The sequence below is a fragment of the Micromonospora sp. NPDC049047 genome (genome assembly GCF_040649135.1).
Classification (GTDB): domain Bacteria; phylum Actinomycetota; class Actinomycetes; order Mycobacteriales; family Micromonosporaceae; genus Micromonospora.
Genome location: NZ_JBEZEY010000001.1, coordinates 539,309 through 556,194 on the forward strand (window position 1 = coordinate 539,309; position 16,886 = coordinate 556,194).

The following is a 16,886-nucleotide window of genomic DNA, read 5'->3' on the forward strand; positions in this document are numbered from 1 at the left end:
GGGTGAAGGAGACCTCGAACATGACGGTGTTCGAGGAGACCCCAATGAGCGAATTGTCGTACCTGTCCGCCGCCAGCGACCTGTCGTCGGTGGGCACACCCACGCTGTGGGCGGTCACGATCATCGGCGTGATCCTGCTGCTGGTGCTGGACTTCCTGGTCACCCGTCGCCCGCACGAGGTGTCCATGCGGGAGGCCATCGGCTGGTCGGCGTTCTACATCGCGTTGCCGCTGGCGTTCGGCGGCTGGCTCTGGTCGCGCTACGGCTCACAGCAGGGCGTGGAATACCTGACCGGTTACCTGGTGGAGAAGTCGCTCTCCGTCGACAACCTCTTCGTCTTCATGCTGCTGCTTGCCGCGTTCGCGGTGCCGGCCGTGCTCGCCCAGCGGGTGCTGCTCTACGGCATCGCCGGCGCGTTGGTGCTGCGGGCCGTCTTCATCGCCCTCGGCGCTGCGGCGTTGCAGACTCTCGACTTCGCCTTCCTGCTCTTCGCGATCATCCTCGTCGCCACGGCGGTGAAGCTGCTGCGCGACGCCCTGTCCGGGCACCAGCAGGAAGTCGACATCAACAAGATGCGGTCGGTGCGACTGCTGCGCAAGGTCATGCCGGTGGTCGACGAGTACCACGGCACCAGGATGACCGTCCGGCAGGGCGCGAAGCGGGCGCTCACCCCGTTCGCCCTGGTGGTGGTCGCGGTGCTGGCCACCGACATCGTCTTCGCCGTCGACTCGGTGCCGGCGGTCTACGGCATCACCGAGGACCCGTACCTGGTCTTCGCCACAAACGCGTTCGCTCTGCTCGGCCTGCGGGCGCTCTACTTCGTCCTGCACGCGGCGCTGAGCCGGCTGGTGCACCTCAGCTACGGCCTGGCCGTCATCCTGGCGTTCATCGGCCTCAAGCTCGGTCTGCACTGGGCGCACGGGATCTGGGACGGCGTGCCGCAGATCCCCACCCTGGCCTCGCTCGGCGTGATCATCGGGGTGCTGGTGGTGGTCACCGTGACCAGCCTGCGCGCCACTCGGGGCGGTGACCTGCCCGAGGACCGCCAGGTCGTCGCGGAACGGCACTGACCGCGCCGGGCCACGACAACCGGGAGGTACGGCGGAAAGCTCCCGTCCCCACCGGCGGGGTGGTACGACTGTGCAATGGGAATCGTGTCACCGGGCTTCCAGGGCCGGCCCCGAACGCAGGAGCCGGCCCTGCCGCCCGGCCAGTACCTGACCGAGGACTTTCCGGTGCTCTCGGCCGGCCCGACGCCCCGGGTGTCCCTGGACACCTGGGAGTTCGTCATCACCGCCGAGAGCGGCAGCGAGCACCGCTGGTCGTGGCAGGAGTTGATGGCCCTGCCGCAGGAGACGCCGCAGGTGGACATCCACTGCGTCACCCGCTGGTCCAAGCTCGGCACCACCTGGCAGGGCGTCTCGCTGGACACGTTGCTCGAGGGTGTCGACACCGGCGCGCACTTCGCGCTCGCGCACTCGTACGGCGGGTACACCACCAACCTGCCGCTTGACGACCTGCGCGGCGGCCGGGCCTGGGTGGCGCACACCTTCGACGGTGCGCCGCTGCCGGCCGAGCACGGCGGGCCGGCCCGGCTGCTGGTGCCGCACCTGTACTTCTGGAAGTCCGCCAAGTGGGTGCGCGGCATCCGGCTCAAGACGATGGACGAGCCGGGCTTCTGGGAGACCGCCGGCTACCACGACTACGGTGACCCGTGGCGCGAGCAGCGGTACCAGGGTGACTGAGCGCGCCGTGGCGACGGGCAGCCCGCCCCGCACGGCCAACCGTTGGCAGGTTGGCCGCCTGGTGCAGCGCCGGGTGGAGACACCGAGCGCCCAGACGCTGGTGCTTGAGGTGCCGGACTGGCCGGGTCACCTGCCGGGTCAGCACGTCGACCTGCGACTGACCGCGTCCGACGGCTACCAGGCGGCGCGGTCGTACTCCATCGCCGGGCCCGTCGTGGACGGTCCGGGCGGCCCGCGCATCGAGGTGACAGTGCAGCGCGTGCACGACGGCGAGGTGTCGCCGTACCTCATCGATGTCTTTGGCGACGGCGATCCGGTGGAGGTCCGCGGACCGCTCGGTGGCTGGTTCATCTGGCGGCCCGAGGAGGCCGCGCCGGTGCAGTTGGTCGCCGGTGGTTCCGGCATCGTGCCGTTGATGGCGATGATCAGGGCCCGCCGCGCCGCCGGCAGCAAGGCGCCGTTCCGGCTGATCTACTCGGTGCGCACCCCCGTCGACGTGATCTACGCCGACGAGCTGCGCCGCCGGGTCCGCGACGACTTCGGCCTGGACATCGCCTACGTCTACACCCGGCAGGCACCCGAGGGTTGGCGTGGCGAGCCGCACCGGATCGGGTTGGCCGACGTCAACACGCACGGCTGGCCACCGGACCTGCAACCGCTCACCTACGTGTGTGGCCCGACCGCGTTCGTGGAGACCGTGGCCGACCTGCTGGTGGGGCTCGGCCACCCGTCGCGACGGGTCAAGACCGAACGCTTCGGCCCCACCGGCTGACGCACGCCCTGTCGAGGAGATCCGATGACCGAGATGTCGTACGTGGACGGCAACATGCTCGACGGCCCGATGCGCGAGCTGCTGACCGTCGACCTGAGCAGCGCCATGGGCCGCTGCGAGAACTGCGGGACGACCGGCTCGATGGCCAGCCTGCACGTCTACTCGCACGCCCCGGGCCTGGTGGCGCGCTGCCCGTCCTGCGAGGCGGTGATGATGCGACTGGTCCGTGGGCCCGATCGGGCCTGGCTGGACCTGCGCGGCACGACGTTCCTCCAGGTGCCGATGCCGATGCAGCAGCCGTTCTCCGGCCCGCTCTGAAAAACCGGCCCGGCGCCGACCACCCGGCTTGCCCGCGGCTGGGGTGTCGGTAGGTCGTCGGCGGCCTCATGGCGCTTGCGGGCCGACCCGATACTGCTGTGGTGTGGCCAATCGTCGTGACTCTGCCGGCCGATCTTCCTCGACCGGCTCTCCCGAGTCGTCCCCTGGCCGGATGAGCGCCGGTCGTTGGCGCGGTACGCCGCTCGCGGTCCGCCTGGTCGTGGCCGCCGCCGTGCTGGTCTTCGCGTACGGCACAGTGGTGCACGTGGCCCAGTTGCTCGTACCGGAGCTCGGGCCGCCGCTCGACCTGCCGGGGTGGCTCACTGTCTACTTCACCTCGCTGGCGCTGTGCGATCCGGTGGCCGCGCTGCTCCTGGCGGCGCGCCGGGCGGTCGGGCTGGCGCTGGGCTGCGCGGTGCTGGTGACCGACGCGGCGGCCAACTGGTACGCCAACTACGTGCTGGACCCGGCGGCCGGCGTCACCGCGGGCCGGATCGGGCAGGCGGTCATCACCGCCCTGGCCGTCGCCCTCGTCGTACTCACCCCCTGGCTGATGCGCTGGTTCGTCCCAGTGGTGCGACGGTGACGACACCCGCACCGCCGCGGCCTATCCCGTCCGCTGAGCGCGCACTCAGCGGCGGCCTGCCGCCGCCCGGAAAACTCGGGTGCGGCTGGCCCGGGCGCACTCCTAGGCTTCCGCCCCAAACGACCGGCGCGGTGTCCGGTCGGAGGGGAGATGGTGACGCGATGACCGCAGAACTGTTCGCGATCAGCTTCGACGCACGCGAGCCGCTGCGACTCGCGCGGTTCTGGTCCGGGTTCCTCGGCCGGGAGATCGTCGACGATCCACACGGCGGCGTCCTCCTCCTGCCCATCGGCGACCCCGACTTCCGGATCCGCTTCGTCCCGCAGGAGCAGCCGAAGGTCGTCCAGAACCGGATGCACTTCGACCTGACCAGCAGTTCGCTCGAGGACCAGCAGCGGTCGGTGGCCAGGGCGCTTGAGCTCGGCGGACGGCACATCGACATCGGCCAGGACCCGACCGACGACCACGTCGTGCTCGCCGACCCCGAGGGCAACGAGTTCGACGTGATCGGGCCGGGCAACAACTTCCTCGCCGACACCGGGCCGATCGGCGCGCTCGCCTGCGACGGGTCGCCGAAGGTCGGCTACTTCTGGAGCGCGGCGCTGGGGTGGCCGCTGGTCTGGGACCAGGACGAGGAGACCGCGATCCAGTCACCGCGTGGCGGTACGAAGATCTCCTGGGGTGGTCCGCCGTACATGCCGAACGGGGGCCGGGACCGGGTCCGACTCGACGTCGCCGCGGGAGTCGACGTCGACCGGCAGGCAGAGATCGACCGTCTGCTGTCGCTCGGCGCGACCCTCGTCGACGCCGATCCCGACGGTTCCGGCGGGCGGGTGTTGATGGCCGATCCGGACGGCGGCGAGTTCTGGCTCCGGACGCCCCGCTAGCGGCCCCCGCGGGGAGGGGCCGAGCATCAGCGCGTCAGGTCAAGCGCGGGTTGGACAAAAGGGGCACCGGTCGGTCAGAGTGGTCGGCCGTGAGATACCTGCGTGCCGGTGGTCCCGCCGCGATCCGGCGGCCCCGGTCCACCGACGTCGACGAGTTCGTCGCCGCCGCGCGGCGCAGTCGGGACCTGCACCACCCGTGGTTGGTCGCGCCGGCCAGCCCCGAGGAGTACGACAGCTACCTGAGGCGGATCCGTCGCCGGGACAGTGCCGGTTACCTGATCTGTGACCGGGCCAGCGGCGAGATCGCCGGCTACGTGAACATCAGCGGCATCGTGCTCGGCGCGCTGCGCGGTGGCTACCTGGGGTATGCGGCGTTCCTGCCGTACAGCGGGACCGGGCACGCCTCGGCGGGGGTGGCGCTGGTGATCGACCACGCGTTCCACAGTGTCGGCCTGCACCGGTTGGAGGCGAACATCCAGCCGGGCAACGAACCGTCCCGCCGGGTGGCCCGCAAGCTCGGGTTCCGCGTGGAGGGCTTCTCCCGGGACTACCTGTTCATCGACGGCGCCTGGCGTGACCACGAGCGCTGGGCGATCACCGCACCCGGTGGGCCGCCGGATGGCGGTGAGGCCACGTCACATCATTGACAGTGAAGATCCACAAAAGGTGCAAAAGCCCCATAAGCAGTGACGGCGGTCAACGGATATGATCCGTCTCGATTACCCTCAGCGAGGTGATGGTCAGCGTCGGCAACGAGCCCTGGCCGGTCCGTGTCCGTGCCGAGCGCGGCGAGGTGCTGGGCGCCGGGATGGCGCTGGATGACCGTCACGTCCTGACCTGCGCCCATGTCGTCGGGGCGGGCGGCGACACCGACGCCGCCAGCGCCGAGCCGGCCTGGCCGGTCCTTGTCGACCTGATCGGCCAACCGGGCGGCCGGACGGTCCCGGCCCGGGTCGTGCCCGGCTGCTGGTGGCCGCCCACCCCTGACGGGCGGGACGACATCGCGCTGCTCGAGTTGGCAGAACCAGCGCCGCAGGGCCCGTTCGCGCCACTGCGCCGCATGCGGGGCACCTGGGACCGCCGCGTCATCATGTACGGCTTTCCGGAAACCCTGGAACACGGCGTCTACGTCGAGGCCCGGCTCACCGGTCGGTCCGGGGCGGGACGGGAACGCGTCCAGATGCTCTCGGCGACCACCGGTCCGCAGGTCAGCCCGGGATTCAGTGGCTCGGCGGTGGTCGACGCGCAGACCGGGCACGTCGTCGGGATGGTGGTCAGCACGTACCGGTCCGGTGACCGCGACCAGGACGTGGCCGGCGGCACCGATCCGGGCAGCGGTCTGTCGTGGATGATCCCGGTCGAGACGATTCTGGGCCGCCTCCCGCGGCTGCGCGCCCAGGTGCCCGGCGAATCCTCGGTCGACCCGAGCTTCCGGTCAGCCGCCGCCACGCCGGCGAACCAGCGGGTTCTCCGGCAGCTCGCGGGTTTCTTCGGTCGCGTCTCGGCCGACCACGTGCTCGTCATCGTCATCGACCACAGCGAGTCCGACGTCGCGGCGGCGGTACGGCAGGCAGCGGTGCTCTCCAGCCGGGAGCTGCGGCCGTCGATAAACCCGGACGACGTTCCGGACGCTCCGCCGATCGGCAGCATCGACCTCGCCCTGGACGCGACCGACCGGAGCACCAAGGACGTGTCCCGGCGGATCGCCGACTGGGCCGGCGAGGCGGACGCCCCGAGCCCGGCCACGGGCCGCGACCGGGCCGCCGAGACGACGCCTCGCTCGATCATCATCAACAACATCGACGAGGCCGCCGAGCCCGAGACGCTGCTGTCCGAGGTGGTGCTGCCGCTTGTCGACCAGGCGCCCACCCGGGACCTGCGGATGCTGTTGACCTTTCGCGGCGAGTCGATCGCGCTGCGCACCACGCTGCTGGCGAGCCGTGTCGCCAGCCTCCAGGCCACCGAAGAGGCCGCCCGCCGGGCGTACCGCAGAGCAGCCAGCGTGCTCACCGACGTGCCCCGACTCCAGCCCAGGGCGACCGAGCTGCGCATCCAGCTGACCAAGCTGCGGGCGGCTGCCACCAGCACCGACGGCGACACCCTGGCCGCCCTGCTCGCCTCGACCGAGCGGGCCACCGACCGGGCGCTCGGTGCGGCAGAGTCGGTCCGCCGGGAGATCGTGGCCCGGGAGGATCTCTGGTCCGAGCTGCACGGTCGGCTGGGCGCCTATCGCGCGATGGCGGTGCAGCACCGGCTCGCCGAGGATCCGGCGCTCGGCACGGTATACCGCCGCGCTCACGACCTGCTGCTGACCGCGCCGTGCGACCTGGTCGCCGCCGAGCAGGCGGTCCGCCGCTACACCGAGGCGGTCTCGCACCAGGTTGACGGCCGACGCGGAGGGGACGGGTCGTGACCACACAGTGCAACTGGCCGGGCTGCGCCGGCACCGTCGACGAGACCGGGTTCTGTGACGTCTGCGGCCTGGCGCCGCTCGGCACCGACAGCAGCACGCCGGCCGTGCCCCCGTCCCGGTCGACAGGTCGGGACGTCTGGACGGTGGCCAGTCTCGTCTCCCTGCCGGTGCTGACCTTCTCCCCGGACGCCACAAGCGGCGCACCGCTGCGGGTGCCCGACGAGTTCCGTTTCTGCCCCAGCGGCCACCCGGTGGGCCGGAGCCGGGGCGGTCGACCGGGTCGGGACAGCGGCTTCTGCCCCTACTGCCCGACCCCGACACCGTTCAACTTCCTGCCCGGCCTGCGCGCCGGCGACGTCGTCGCCGACCGCTACCAGGTGGTCCGCTGTGTGGCCCGGGGCGGCCAGGGGTGGGTCTACCTCGCCCACGACACCCACAACGACCACGTCGATGTCGCGCTCAAGGGTGTGCTGCACGCCGCCGACGAGGCCTCCCTCAAGGCCGCCGTCGAGGAGCGACGGTTCCTCAACGCGCTGGACCACCCGAACATCGTCCGCAGCATCGACTTCGCCACCCACGACGACCCGGTCGCCGGCCCGACCGGCTACATCGTGATGGACTACCTCGACGGGATGTCGCTGCGCCGGTTGCAGGTCGCCGCCAAGGACCCCCGACAGCCGGATGTCTCGCTGCCGATCGACCACATCCTCGCCTACGGTCACGAGATCCTCGCCGCGCTTGACTACCTGCACGCGCGGGGGCTGCTCTACACCGACATGAAGCCCGACAACGTGATGCGCACCGCCGACCGGATCAAGGTGATCGACCTGGGCGGGGTCCGCAAGGCCGACAGCGGGACCGAGGGGATCGTCCACTCCGCCGACTTCTCGGTAAGCACTACCGAGTACCAGACCCGGGGGCCGACCGAGCGTTCCGACCTGTTCGCCCTCGGTCGCACGCTTGAGGAGTTGTACCGGTCCCGCACGCCTGGCCCGGACACTCCGGGCGCGGCCCCGGACGCCCTCGGCATCGAGTCGTTCAACCGGCTCGTCGCCCGAGCGGTCCGGCCGGACTGGGACCGGCGGTTCGCCTCCGCCACCGAAATGTCCGAGCAGCTCCTCGGGGTGTTGCGGGAGATCCTGGCCGGCCAGCCGGACCGGCGTCAACCCGAGCCGATCTCGCTCTTCCAACCGTCCGCCCGGTTACTGGACGCCGGGCTCGGTCTGGTGCTACCCCTGCGTACCTGGATCGACGCGGGTGACGGCACCCTGCTGGACGACGGCCGGCCCGCGTCCGTCGACGTGGCCCGTGGCCTGGCGGTGCCCCGACCCGACCCCGACGACCCCGCCGTCGACGTGCTCCGCACTGTCGACGCGTCGGACGCCCACGCCCTGCTGGGTGAGCTCGCCATGGTCGAGCAGACGTCCGTGGAGATCGAGCTGAGCAGGTGCCGGGCGCACCTCGCCCTGGCCGACCCCGAACCGGCCGCCGCGAGGCTGGCCAGCGCGGAGCTGCTGATCGGCACCCGCGCCGATGTCGACTGGCGGATCGCCTGGCACCGCGGGCTGCTCGCGCTCACCGCCGACCGGGTCGACGAGGCGGGGCAGCGGTTCGACGAGGTCTACAGCGACATCCCGGGAGAGGTCGCTCCGAAGCTCGCCCTCGGCTACTGCGCCGAGCGAGGCGGCGACCACGTCCGGGCGGCCCGCTACTACGCAGCCGTCTGGCAGCGAGATCCCTTCCAGGCCAGCGCCGCCTTCGGGCTGGCCCGACTCCGCCTGGCCGCGACCGACCGGGCCGGGGCTGTCGCCGTCCTCGACGAGGTGCCGGCGCTCTCCCGGCACCACGACGCGGCGCGGATCGCCGCGGTGCGGGTGCTGTCGTCCCGGTTGCCCGGTGGCCCGCCCACCGTCGGCGAGCTCAACCAGGCCGTCCACCGGCTGGCCGCGCTGGACCTCGACGGCGAGGCGCGCGACCGGCTGACCACTGCGATCCGGGAGATGGCCCTCGACCTGATCCGGGCCGGCGACACCGCCGACCTGGCTGGTGGCCCGGTGCTGGGTGAGCCGCCGACCGAACGCGCCATTCGCGCGTTGCTGGAGCGGTCCTACCGGGCGCTGGGCCAGCAGGCCCGACACGCCGAGCTGCCCGAACCGGTGGCGGCGGGCTCGCGCCGCTTCCGGCTGCCCGGTCGCACCGACGCCCGTCGGGCGGCCCACGACCTGCTCATCGACCGGGCGAACGCCGTCCGACCCCGCACCCGATGGTGACCGACCCGACCCGGAACGGAGCGTGAACCGGTGGATACCGCGATGCAGTTCGACCTGGAAGTCAACCAGAACAAATTCCTGCCCGTGGGCGGTCGGGAGATGCACGCGGTCCTCTCGGTGACCGGGCAGAAGGCGTCGGCCGGTGCCGACCCGCCGGTGCGAACGGATCCCTCCCGGCTGGTCGAGGTGCTGGTGATCGACTGCTCCGGGTCGATGGCCGACCCGCCGACCAAGATGGCCGCGGCGCAGCAGGCCGCCGCCGCGGCCATCAGCGTGCTGCCGGACGGGGTCCGGTTCGCGGTGATCCAGGGCACCCACGAGGCCAAGGTGGTGTACCCGGCGACCCGGACGCTCGCGGCCGCCTCGCCGGTCACCCGCAAGGAGGCCAGCGCCGCTGTCGTACGCCTCAGCGCCAGCGGCGGGACGGCGATGGGCAGTTGGCTTGAGGCCGCCCGGGACCTGCTCCCGTCCTCCGCGCCGACGATCAACCACGTGCTGCTGCTCACCGACGGGATCAACGAACACGAGACCGAGGAGGAGTTGGCGCGCGTGCTGCGCAGCTGCGCCGGTCGGTTCGTCTGCGACCCGCGGGGCATCGGGGAAGGGTGGCACCCGGCGGACCTGCTCCGGATCGCCGCCGCGCTGCACGGCACCGCCGAGGCGGTACGGCGGCCCGGCGACCTGGCCGCCAGTTTCCGGGAGTCCGTCCTCGCCGCGCTCACCAAGCTGTTGCCGGACGTCCGGATCCGGCTGCGCACAATGCCGTACGCGGAACTGGTCTTCTTCAAACAGAGCAGCCCCACCATCCAGGACCTGACCGGGTACGCCGACCGGGTCGACGAGCGGACGTGGGAGTTCGCCACCGGGTCGTGGGGTGCGGAGCGTCGGGATTTCCACCTCTTCCTCCGGGTCGAGGCGCCGGACGACATCCTGGAGCAGGACCGGTTGGCCGCCCGGGTCGACCTGGTGGTCGACGGGGACCTGCGGGCCACCGCCGCGACCGTCCTGGTGAACTGGACTGTCGACATGGCCAAGTCGGCCCGGATCGACCTCAGTGTCTCCCAGCTGACCGGGCAGGAGGACGTCCGGCGGGCCATCAACGCCGGCTGCGACGCGTACGACCGGGGGGACCGGGTCGAGGCACACGCGCAGTGGGCCGAGGCGGTGGCGCTGGCGACCGCCGCCCGGGACGAGGCCGCCCTGGCGCAACTGAGGCATCTGGTGGACATCGAGCCCGGCGGTCTCGTCCGGCTCAAGGAAGATCTCAGCCAGACCGACATCAAGGTCAGCATCGTCGGCTCGGTGCGTAACCCGACGCACCCACCGGTGCCCCCGGGGCCCGGCGGTCGCGGAGAAGATCTGCGGCGCCTGTCTGGAGAGTTCGCCGGCCGGCGCGCAACGGTGTGAGAACTGTGGCACACCGTTCACTGACGATCCCTCGGCGAGAGTACGGGCATGACGGCCGACGCGCGTACGCCCCCGCGGGTCAGCACCACCCGGCAGACCCTCGTCCGCCTGCGCGGGTGGCTGCTCGGGTTCACGGCGGTCACCCTGGCGACCAGCCTGGCGGTCGTGCTCGGTGTCGCCGGAAACGCCGACGTCGCGGAGGAGCGGTCGGTGCCGGCGATCCTGGCCAGTTACGACGCGCAGGACGCGCTGCGCAACGCGCACCTCGCGGCGGTGGACCATGTCGGCGAGGGTGGCGTCGTCCTCGGCGTCGGCGGCCCCGGGGTGGATTTCCAGCGTCAGATCGCCGCGGCCGGCCAGTTCCTCACCCTGCTGGCGGAGAACAACGCGGCCGGCGACGCCGGCACCCGGGACATCCAGACGATCGAGGCGCTGCTGGTCACGTACACCGGGCTGATCGGCCAGGCCGACGCGCGCTTCCGCGAAGCCGGGTTGCAGGCGCTCGGGGCGGCCCTGCTCCGGGACGCGGCGAGCCTGTTGGACGACATCCTGGTCCGAATCGAACGGCTCCGGGGCAAGCAACTGCTCGCCTTTGACGACCAGGCGTACAACCGCTGGACGGACGGGCACACCGCTGTCGTCTGGTTGCTGCCGTTGGCAGCGCTCGGTGTGCTGTTGGTGTGCGCGCAGGTGTATCTGACCCGCCGCTTCCGCCGGGCGGTGAACGTCCCCCTGTTGCTCGCCACGGTCGCGGTGGTCGGGATGGGGGCCGGCACCGCGCTGAGCCTCTGCTCGGCGGGCCGGCTGGACCGGACCCGCGGGGACGTCGAGTCGGTGCACAAGAGTCGGCAGTGGCAGATCAGTGACGTGGGCTTCCGGGCCGCCAACGGCCTCGTGGTCGAGGTGCAGACGCAGTGTCAGATCGGCTGCGAGGACAGCATCGGGGAGCTGCGCCTCTCATTCCCGTCGCCGTCGCCGTCGCCGTCTGTGGCTTCGTCCGGGTCTTCGCTGCCGGGGGATGCCGAGGCCGACGCCGCCATCAAGGCTCATGCCCGCGACGCGGCCGACAGCCGCTCGGTCGAGTTCGCCCTGCCGCTGCTCGCGCTCGGCATCACGGTGTTGGTGCTGGCGGGCTTTCGTGCCCGCCTGGCCGAATATGGAGATCAATCAACATGAGGGAATATGGCTGGCCGGCCCGTGCGGCGGTGGTGCTGGTCACGGTGCTGCTCGCCGGTGTCGCGCTGAACGGGTGCTCAGCCGAGCCGGTGTCGGAGGTGACGATTTTCGGGCCCTGGACCGATGAGGAACAGGCGGAGTTCGAGGCGGTACTGAAGAAGTTCGAAGAATACTCCGAAGAGGCGTCCGAAAAGGATCCCGGAAAGACGCCTCGCGTGAAGACCCGCTACGAGGGGCACCGGGATGTCAGCCAGGTGCTCCAGGTGGCGATCGAGCGAGGTCGACCGCCCGACGTCGTGGTCCTACCGCGCCTCAACGACCTACAGCAGTACGTCAATGCCGGCCGGCTGGTGCCGCTGACCAACGTGCTCGGGGCCGACGCGGCACCGCAACTGATCAAGCTGGCCCCCAAGTCCGGTTCGGACGGCCCCACGGTGGCCTACGGGGTGGCGATGGCCACCCACCTGAAGAGCGTGGTCTGGTACGACCCGGCCCAGTTGGCCACGTTCGGTCCGCAGCCACCGCGGACCTGGCCGGAACTTGTCGCGCAGACCAAGCGTCGCGCCGGTGACCAGCAGGTGCGCTGGTGCCTCGCGATGAGTTCGCAACCGGTGTCCGGTTGGCCGGGCACCGACTGGATCGAGGACATCCTGTTGCACCACTTCGGCCAGGACACCTACCAGAGTTGGACAAGCGGCAAGCTTGCCTGGACGTCGGACGAGGTCAAGAGCTCCTGGACGACCTGGGGGGAGTTGCTCGACGCCTCGTCGCCGGGCACTGACCTGGCCAGCCTCTACACCACCTTGAAGATGGCCGCGAAGGGCCTGTTGGCGGACGAGACGCCGGCGGACGGGACGCCACCTGGGTCAACCGCCGCGCGGAGGTGTCACCTGGACCACCAGGGTTCCTTCGCGATCCGCGAATACCGGAAACACGTCGCCACATCGCCAAGCCCGGCGTTCAGCTTCTTTCCGACACCGGCGCCGGCCGACAAGCTGGCCAACTCGTCGCTGCAGGAGGTCTCCGACGACGTCGCGGCGATGTTCCGGGACACCGGGCCGGCCGGGCAACTGATGAAATACCTCGCCGGGGAGGCGGCCCAGAAGGCCCGGCGCGACACAGCCGCCGAGGTGGCCTTCAGTCGGCGGACGACACCACTGGAGGAGTACAAGGACCCGGTCACCAGGGCGGTCGCGCAGCGACTGCGTACCGCCACCCTGTGTTGGGACGGGTCGGACCTGCTGCCGGCGGTGATGGCCACGGCGTTCGAGCGGGCGGTGATGGTCTACCTGAAGGATCGCAGCCGCCTGGACAGTCTGCTTGCCGAGCTTGACGCCCTCCGGGCGAAGGTGCCCGAGTCCGACTGGATGGATCTCAGCTGCGTGCCGGCTGCGAAAGAGGGGACCTGAACGATGACGGAACTGCGCAGATTCGATCTGGACGGTGGCGGCTCGGTGGTGGTCGAGGTCGACGGTCGGGGCGGTGTCGCGCCAGCCGGCAACGCCGGAAAGGTGGTCCGTGAGGCGCGGGCGACGTTCGACAGGGCGCTCTCGGAGGTCCGTGACGCCGCCTCCGCCGCACTCGGGCAGTTCCAGTCGATGGCTCACCGTCCGGACGAAGTCGAGATCACCTTCGGGGTGCAGTTGACCGCTGAGGCCGGCGCGGTGATCGCCCGGACCGGCGTCCAGGGTCAGTTGACGGTGACGGTGCGCTGGCAGCGGCCACCGACCCCGTAGGCGTACGCGCCGCGCTCGTGGTGGGCCGCAGCCGGCTCGTCCGGCTCCAGCCCAGCCGACGGGCGCTGGCGCGCGGGACGTTTGTCCCGGGCTCCGACGGGAAACGGCCCGCAATGACGAAACCTCGTGTGGTGATCGTGGGGGCCGGGTTCGCCGGTTACCACGCGGCGAAGACGCTGAGCCGGATCGCCCGGGACCGGGCCGAGATCGTGGTGCTGAACTCCACCGACTACTTCCTCTACCTCCCGTTGCTGCCCGAGGTGGCCGCCGGGGTGGTCGAGCCCAAACGGATCGCGGTGCCCCTGACCGGGACGCTCAAGGGCGTCCGCGTGGTGATCGGCGAGGCGGACCACGTCGACCTGCAGAACCGCTGGGTCGGCTTCACCCAGCCCGAGGGGGAGAAGAACCGCCTGGCGTACGACCGGCTGATTCTCGCCGTGGGCAGCGTCAACAAGCTGCTGCCCATCCCGGGGGTGACCGAGTACGCGCACGGCTTCCGTGGCCTGCCCGAGGCTGTCTACCTGCACGATCACATCGTCCGGCAGGTTGAGCTGGCCGAGCAGGCCGAGGACCCGGCCGAGCAGCAGGCCCGCTCTACGTTCGTGGTGGTCGGGGCGGGTTACACGGGCACCGAGGTCGCCGCGCACGGGCAGTTGTTCACCGACGCGCTGCACGCCCAGCGGCCCCGGCTCACGGTCCGGCCGCGGTGGATGCTGCTCGACGTGGCCCAGCGGGTGCTGCCGGAGATGGACGAGCGGATGTCGAACACCTCGCACCGGGTGCTCAACCGCCGTGGGGTGGACGTCCGGATGGGCACGTCAGTGGCGGAGGCGACCTGCGACGGGGTGAAGCTCACCGACGGTGAGTACGTGCCGACCTGCACCCTGGTGTGGTGTGTGGGGGTGCGCCCCGACCCGTTCGTCAACGAGCTGGGCCTGCGCACCGACCGGGGGCGGCTGGTCGTCGACGAGTTCCTCAACGTCCCCGGCTACCCGGAGGTGTTCGCCTGCGGCGACGCCGCCGCGGTGCCCGATCTGGTGAACCCCGGAAAGATCTGCGGGATGACGGCGCAGCACGCGCAGCGCCAGGGCAAGCGCGCGGCGCACAACATCGCCGCGTCGTACGGCTTCGGCCGGCGCAAGCCGTACAAGCACCACGACCTGGGCTGGGTCGTCGACCTGGGGGGCAAGGACGCGGCGGCGAACCCGTTGCAGGTCAACCTGGCCGGGTTGCCGGCCAAGACGGTCACCCGGGCATACCACCTGATGGCGATGCCGGGCAACCGCACCCGGGTCGGCGCCGACTGGGTGCTCGACGCCGCGCTCACCCGCTCGGCGGTCCAGTTGGGGCTGGTCCCGGCGAACGCGGTGCCGTTGGAGAGCACCACGCCCGAGGTCGCGTCCCGAGGCCGCTGAGCGAGCGGGCCGCATCCGCTGAGCGTTCCGCATCCGCTGAGCGTTCCGCACCCGCTGAGCGTCCCGCACCCGTTGAGCGGGCCGCGCCCGCGCTGGCCGGTCAGCCCTGCGGGGCGGGGTCGATCGGCCGCCGCGTACCCGGACCGGCCGGCGGCGCGGGCCGCAGCCGGCGCGGGCCGTACTCGCGCAGCAGGGTCTGCGTGATGCCGGCGGCGGGGATGGCCAGCAGCGCGCCCAGCAGGCCGGCCAGCTCCGCCGCGAGCAGCACGCTGACCAGCACGGTCAACGGGTTGAGCCGGACCGCCCAGGACAGGATGAGCGGTTGGAGCAGGTGGTTCTCGACCTGCTGGTAGACCACGAAGAAGATCAGCACCACCACCCCGGCGGTGGGGGAGTGCAGGAAACCGGCCCCGGCCGCGACCACCGCGCCGAGCGTCGCACCGACAAGCGGTATCAGGTCGGCCACCGCCACCAGCAGGGCGATCACTGCCGCGAACGGCACGCCGGTGACGGCAAGCACCACGAAGGTCAACACCCCGCACACGACGCTTATCAACAGGTTGCCGGTGAGGTAGCCGGTGACGGTGCGCGACACCTCCCGGCCCACCCGGCGCAGCCGCTCACCCTGACCGTCCCCGGCCACCGCGACCAGGCCGCTGGTGATCCGCGGTGCCTCCAGCACCATGAGGTACGCCAGCACGATGACGGTGACCAGCCCGGCGACGGTCTCGACGACGCCGCGCAGCACGCCCACCGCTGGTTGCCGCAGTCGGGTGCCGAGGTCACGGAGTTGGTCGGAGTGCTCGCTGACGTACCGCCGCGCGCCGGTGCGCTCCAGCAGCTGCCCCAGCGGGCCCTGGCCGGCGCGGGCATCGTGCAGCAGCCCCGGCGCCCGGTCGGCGAACCGGGCCAGCTCCCCGGACAACGGCACCAGGATCAGCGCGGCCAGGATCGCCAGCAGCACGAACGCGACGAGGAACACCAGCAGCGTGGCCAGCGACCGCCGCCGTACGAGACGGCGTTGCACCCTGTCGACGAGGGGTTTGAGCGCCACGGCGAAGAACGCGGCGACCACCGCCCAGACCAGCACCCGGCGGGTCGCGTACCCGAGGGCGAGCGCGAGCGCGGTAGCGAGCACCAGACCGATCACGATCAGGGTCCGGCGGGCGGTCACCCGGTCGTCGGTGTTGCTCATCCGCCGCGCCTTCCCCGCGCTCGCCGTCGGAAACCCGGCATTGCGGACGCGACGGCCGCGCTGGCCCGCCCGGGTGGACCGACGGACCTACGGGCCGTGCCGCTCAGCGGCGCTCGTCGGCGTCGGTGCGCGGCTGGGCGCCGGCGACGAACGTGTCGAGCGTGGCGCCGTGCAGCAGGCCGCCCGGCACCGGGTCACGCACTGCCGACACCGCGAGCCGGCCGACCGGCAGCCCGCCGGGTCGGGATGTCGCGGCCAACACGAGGTTGCCGTACCGGCGGCCACGCAGCATCCGCCGGTCGCCGAGCACGCAGACGTCGGCGAACACCGCCCGCACCGTGGCCACCTGCACCCGGGTGGCGACAAGCGGCGGCAGGTCCGTGACGTTCACCAGGAACATCCCGTCGGGGCGCAGGGTGCGGGCCACCTCGGCGGCGAACTCGACGGTGCGCACGTGCGGGGGCATCCGGGCGGCCCGGTAGATGTCGGCGATCACCAGGTCGTAGCAGCCGGCCGGCGTGGTGGTGAGCGACTCCCGGGCATCGGCGACCTCCACCCGCACCTGCGGCGGCAGCGGCGGCAACTCCCGGGCCACCAGCTCGACCACCGCCGGGTCGTGCTCGACGACCCGTTGCGGGGAACCGGGCCGGGTGGCGGCCAGCCAGCGGGGCACCGTCAGCGCGCCACCGCCCAGGTGCAGAACGCTCAGCGGGATGCCCGCCGGGGCGGCCGACCGCACCGCCGAGGCGATCCGCCGGACGTACTCGAAGTGCAGGTACCGGGGATCCTCGACGTCCACGTACGACTGCTCGACCCCGGCGGACAGGAGGGTCCGCCCGGTTCGCCGGACCGGGTCGGCGACCAACTCCAGCCGGTCGGCAGCGTGGTTCATGACCGGCACGCTAGTTCAGGCCCACGCCGCAGTCGGTGGGTGGCCCGGCACGGCCGACCGGCCGGCGGAGAGCG

General features: G+C 71.7%; 16 protein-coding genes. 14 read left to right on the top strand and 2 right to left on the bottom strand.

The annotated features are described in order from the left end of the window. The first annotated feature begins 44 nt into the window (after nt 1–44). The 14 genes from AB0B86_RS02360 (at nt 45) to AB0B86_RS02425 (ending at nt 14,725) form a co-directional block, all read left to right on the top strand. Nucleotides 45–1,070, top strand: coding sequence for a TerC/Alx family metal homeostasis membrane protein (locus AB0B86_RS02360; RefSeq protein WP_357414931.1), 1,026 nt, complete (start codon nt 45–47; stop codon nt 1,068–1,070). Nucleotides 1,071–1,145: 75 nt separating this feature from the next. Next, nucleotides 1,146–1,745 (top strand): sulfite oxidase-like oxidoreductase, encoded by a 600-nt coding sequence (locus AB0B86_RS02365; RefSeq protein WP_357407602.1) that lies wholly within the window; start codon nt 1,146–1,148, stop codon nt 1,743–1,745. A 7-nt stretch (nt 1,746–1,752) separates the two neighbouring features. Then, nucleotides 1,753–2,517: a ferredoxin reductase gene (locus AB0B86_RS02370; RefSeq protein ID WP_357407658.1), complete on the top strand. Its 765-nt coding sequence runs from the start codon at nt 1,753–1,755 to the stop codon at nt 2,515–2,517. A 24-nt stretch (nt 2,518–2,541) separates the two neighbouring features. After that, entirely contained in the window at nt 2,542–2,835 is a 294-nt protein-coding gene (locus AB0B86_RS02375; RefSeq protein WP_357407600.1) for a DUF6510 family protein, read from the top strand. A 172-nt stretch (nt 2,836–3,007) separates the two neighbouring features. After that, a complete protein-coding gene (locus AB0B86_RS02380) occupies nt 3,008–3,421 on the top strand; it encodes a hypothetical protein (RefSeq protein ID WP_357414933.1) in 414 nt (137 codons plus the stop codon). Nucleotides 3,422–3,582: 161 nt separating this feature from the next. Then, nucleotides 3,583–4,308, top strand: coding sequence for a VOC family protein (locus AB0B86_RS02385; RefSeq protein ID WP_357407596.1), 726 nt, complete (start codon nt 3,583–3,585; stop codon nt 4,306–4,308). An 89-nt stretch (nt 4,309–4,397) separates the two neighbouring features. Then, entirely contained in the window at nt 4,398–4,955 is a 558-nt protein-coding gene (locus AB0B86_RS02390; RefSeq protein ID WP_357414935.1) for a GNAT family protein, read from the top strand. A gap of 89 nt (nt 4,956–5,044) precedes the next feature. Further along, nucleotides 5,045–6,721, top strand: a complete 1,677-nt coding sequence (locus AB0B86_RS02395) for a serine protease (protein WP_357407656.1) — start codon at nt 5,045–5,047, stop codon at nt 6,719–6,721. Further along, on the top strand, nt 6,718–8,991 hold the full coding sequence (locus AB0B86_RS02400) for a tetratricopeptide repeat protein (RefSeq protein ID WP_357414937.1): 2,274 nt from the start codon (nt 6,718–6,720) through the stop codon (nt 8,989–8,991). Before AB0B86_RS02395 ends, AB0B86_RS02400 begins: the two co-directional genes overlap by 4 nt. Nucleotides 8,992–9,021: 30 nt before the next feature. After that, nucleotides 9,022–10,398 (top strand): vWA domain-containing protein, encoded by a 1,377-nt coding sequence (locus tag AB0B86_RS02405; RefSeq protein WP_357414939.1) that lies wholly within the window; start codon nt 9,022–9,024, stop codon nt 10,396–10,398. Between the two features lie 48 nt (nt 10,399–10,446). Next, nucleotides 10,447–11,574, top strand: coding sequence for a hypothetical protein (locus tag AB0B86_RS02410; protein ID WP_357407588.1), 1,128 nt, complete (start codon nt 10,447–10,449; stop codon nt 11,572–11,574). Beyond that, nucleotides 11,571–12,983 carry an ABC transporter substrate-binding protein gene (locus AB0B86_RS02415; protein ID WP_357407586.1) on the top strand — a complete coding sequence of 471 codons (1,413 nt, stop codon included), beginning with the start codon at nt 11,571–11,573 and terminating at the stop codon, nt 12,981–12,983. Before AB0B86_RS02410 ends, AB0B86_RS02415 begins: the two co-directional genes overlap by 4 nt. 3 nt (nt 12,984–12,986) lie before the next feature. After that, nucleotides 12,987–13,310, top strand: coding sequence for a CU044_2847 family protein (locus AB0B86_RS02420; protein ID WP_357407584.1), 324 nt, complete (start codon nt 12,987–12,989; stop codon nt 13,308–13,310). Between the two features lie 113 nt (nt 13,311–13,423). After that, nucleotides 13,424–14,725, top strand: a complete 1,302-nt coding sequence (locus tag AB0B86_RS02425; protein WP_357407581.1) for an NAD(P)/FAD-dependent oxidoreductase — start codon at nt 13,424–13,426, stop codon at nt 14,723–14,725. Nucleotides 14,726–14,825: 100 nt separating this feature from the next. Here AB0B86_RS02425 and AB0B86_RS02430 read toward each other — a convergent pair whose 3' ends face one another. Beyond that, on the bottom strand, nt 14,826–15,920 hold the full coding sequence (locus AB0B86_RS02430; protein WP_357407579.1) for an AI-2E family transporter: 1,095 nt from the start codon (nt 15,918–15,920) through the stop codon (nt 14,826–14,828). A 103-nt stretch (nt 15,921–16,023) separates the two neighbouring features. Beyond that, nucleotides 16,024–16,812 (bottom strand): fused MFS/spermidine synthase, encoded by a 789-nt coding sequence (locus AB0B86_RS02435; RefSeq protein WP_357407578.1) that lies wholly within the window; start codon nt 16,810–16,812, stop codon nt 16,024–16,026. Nucleotides 16,813–16,886 lie beyond the last annotated feature (74 nt).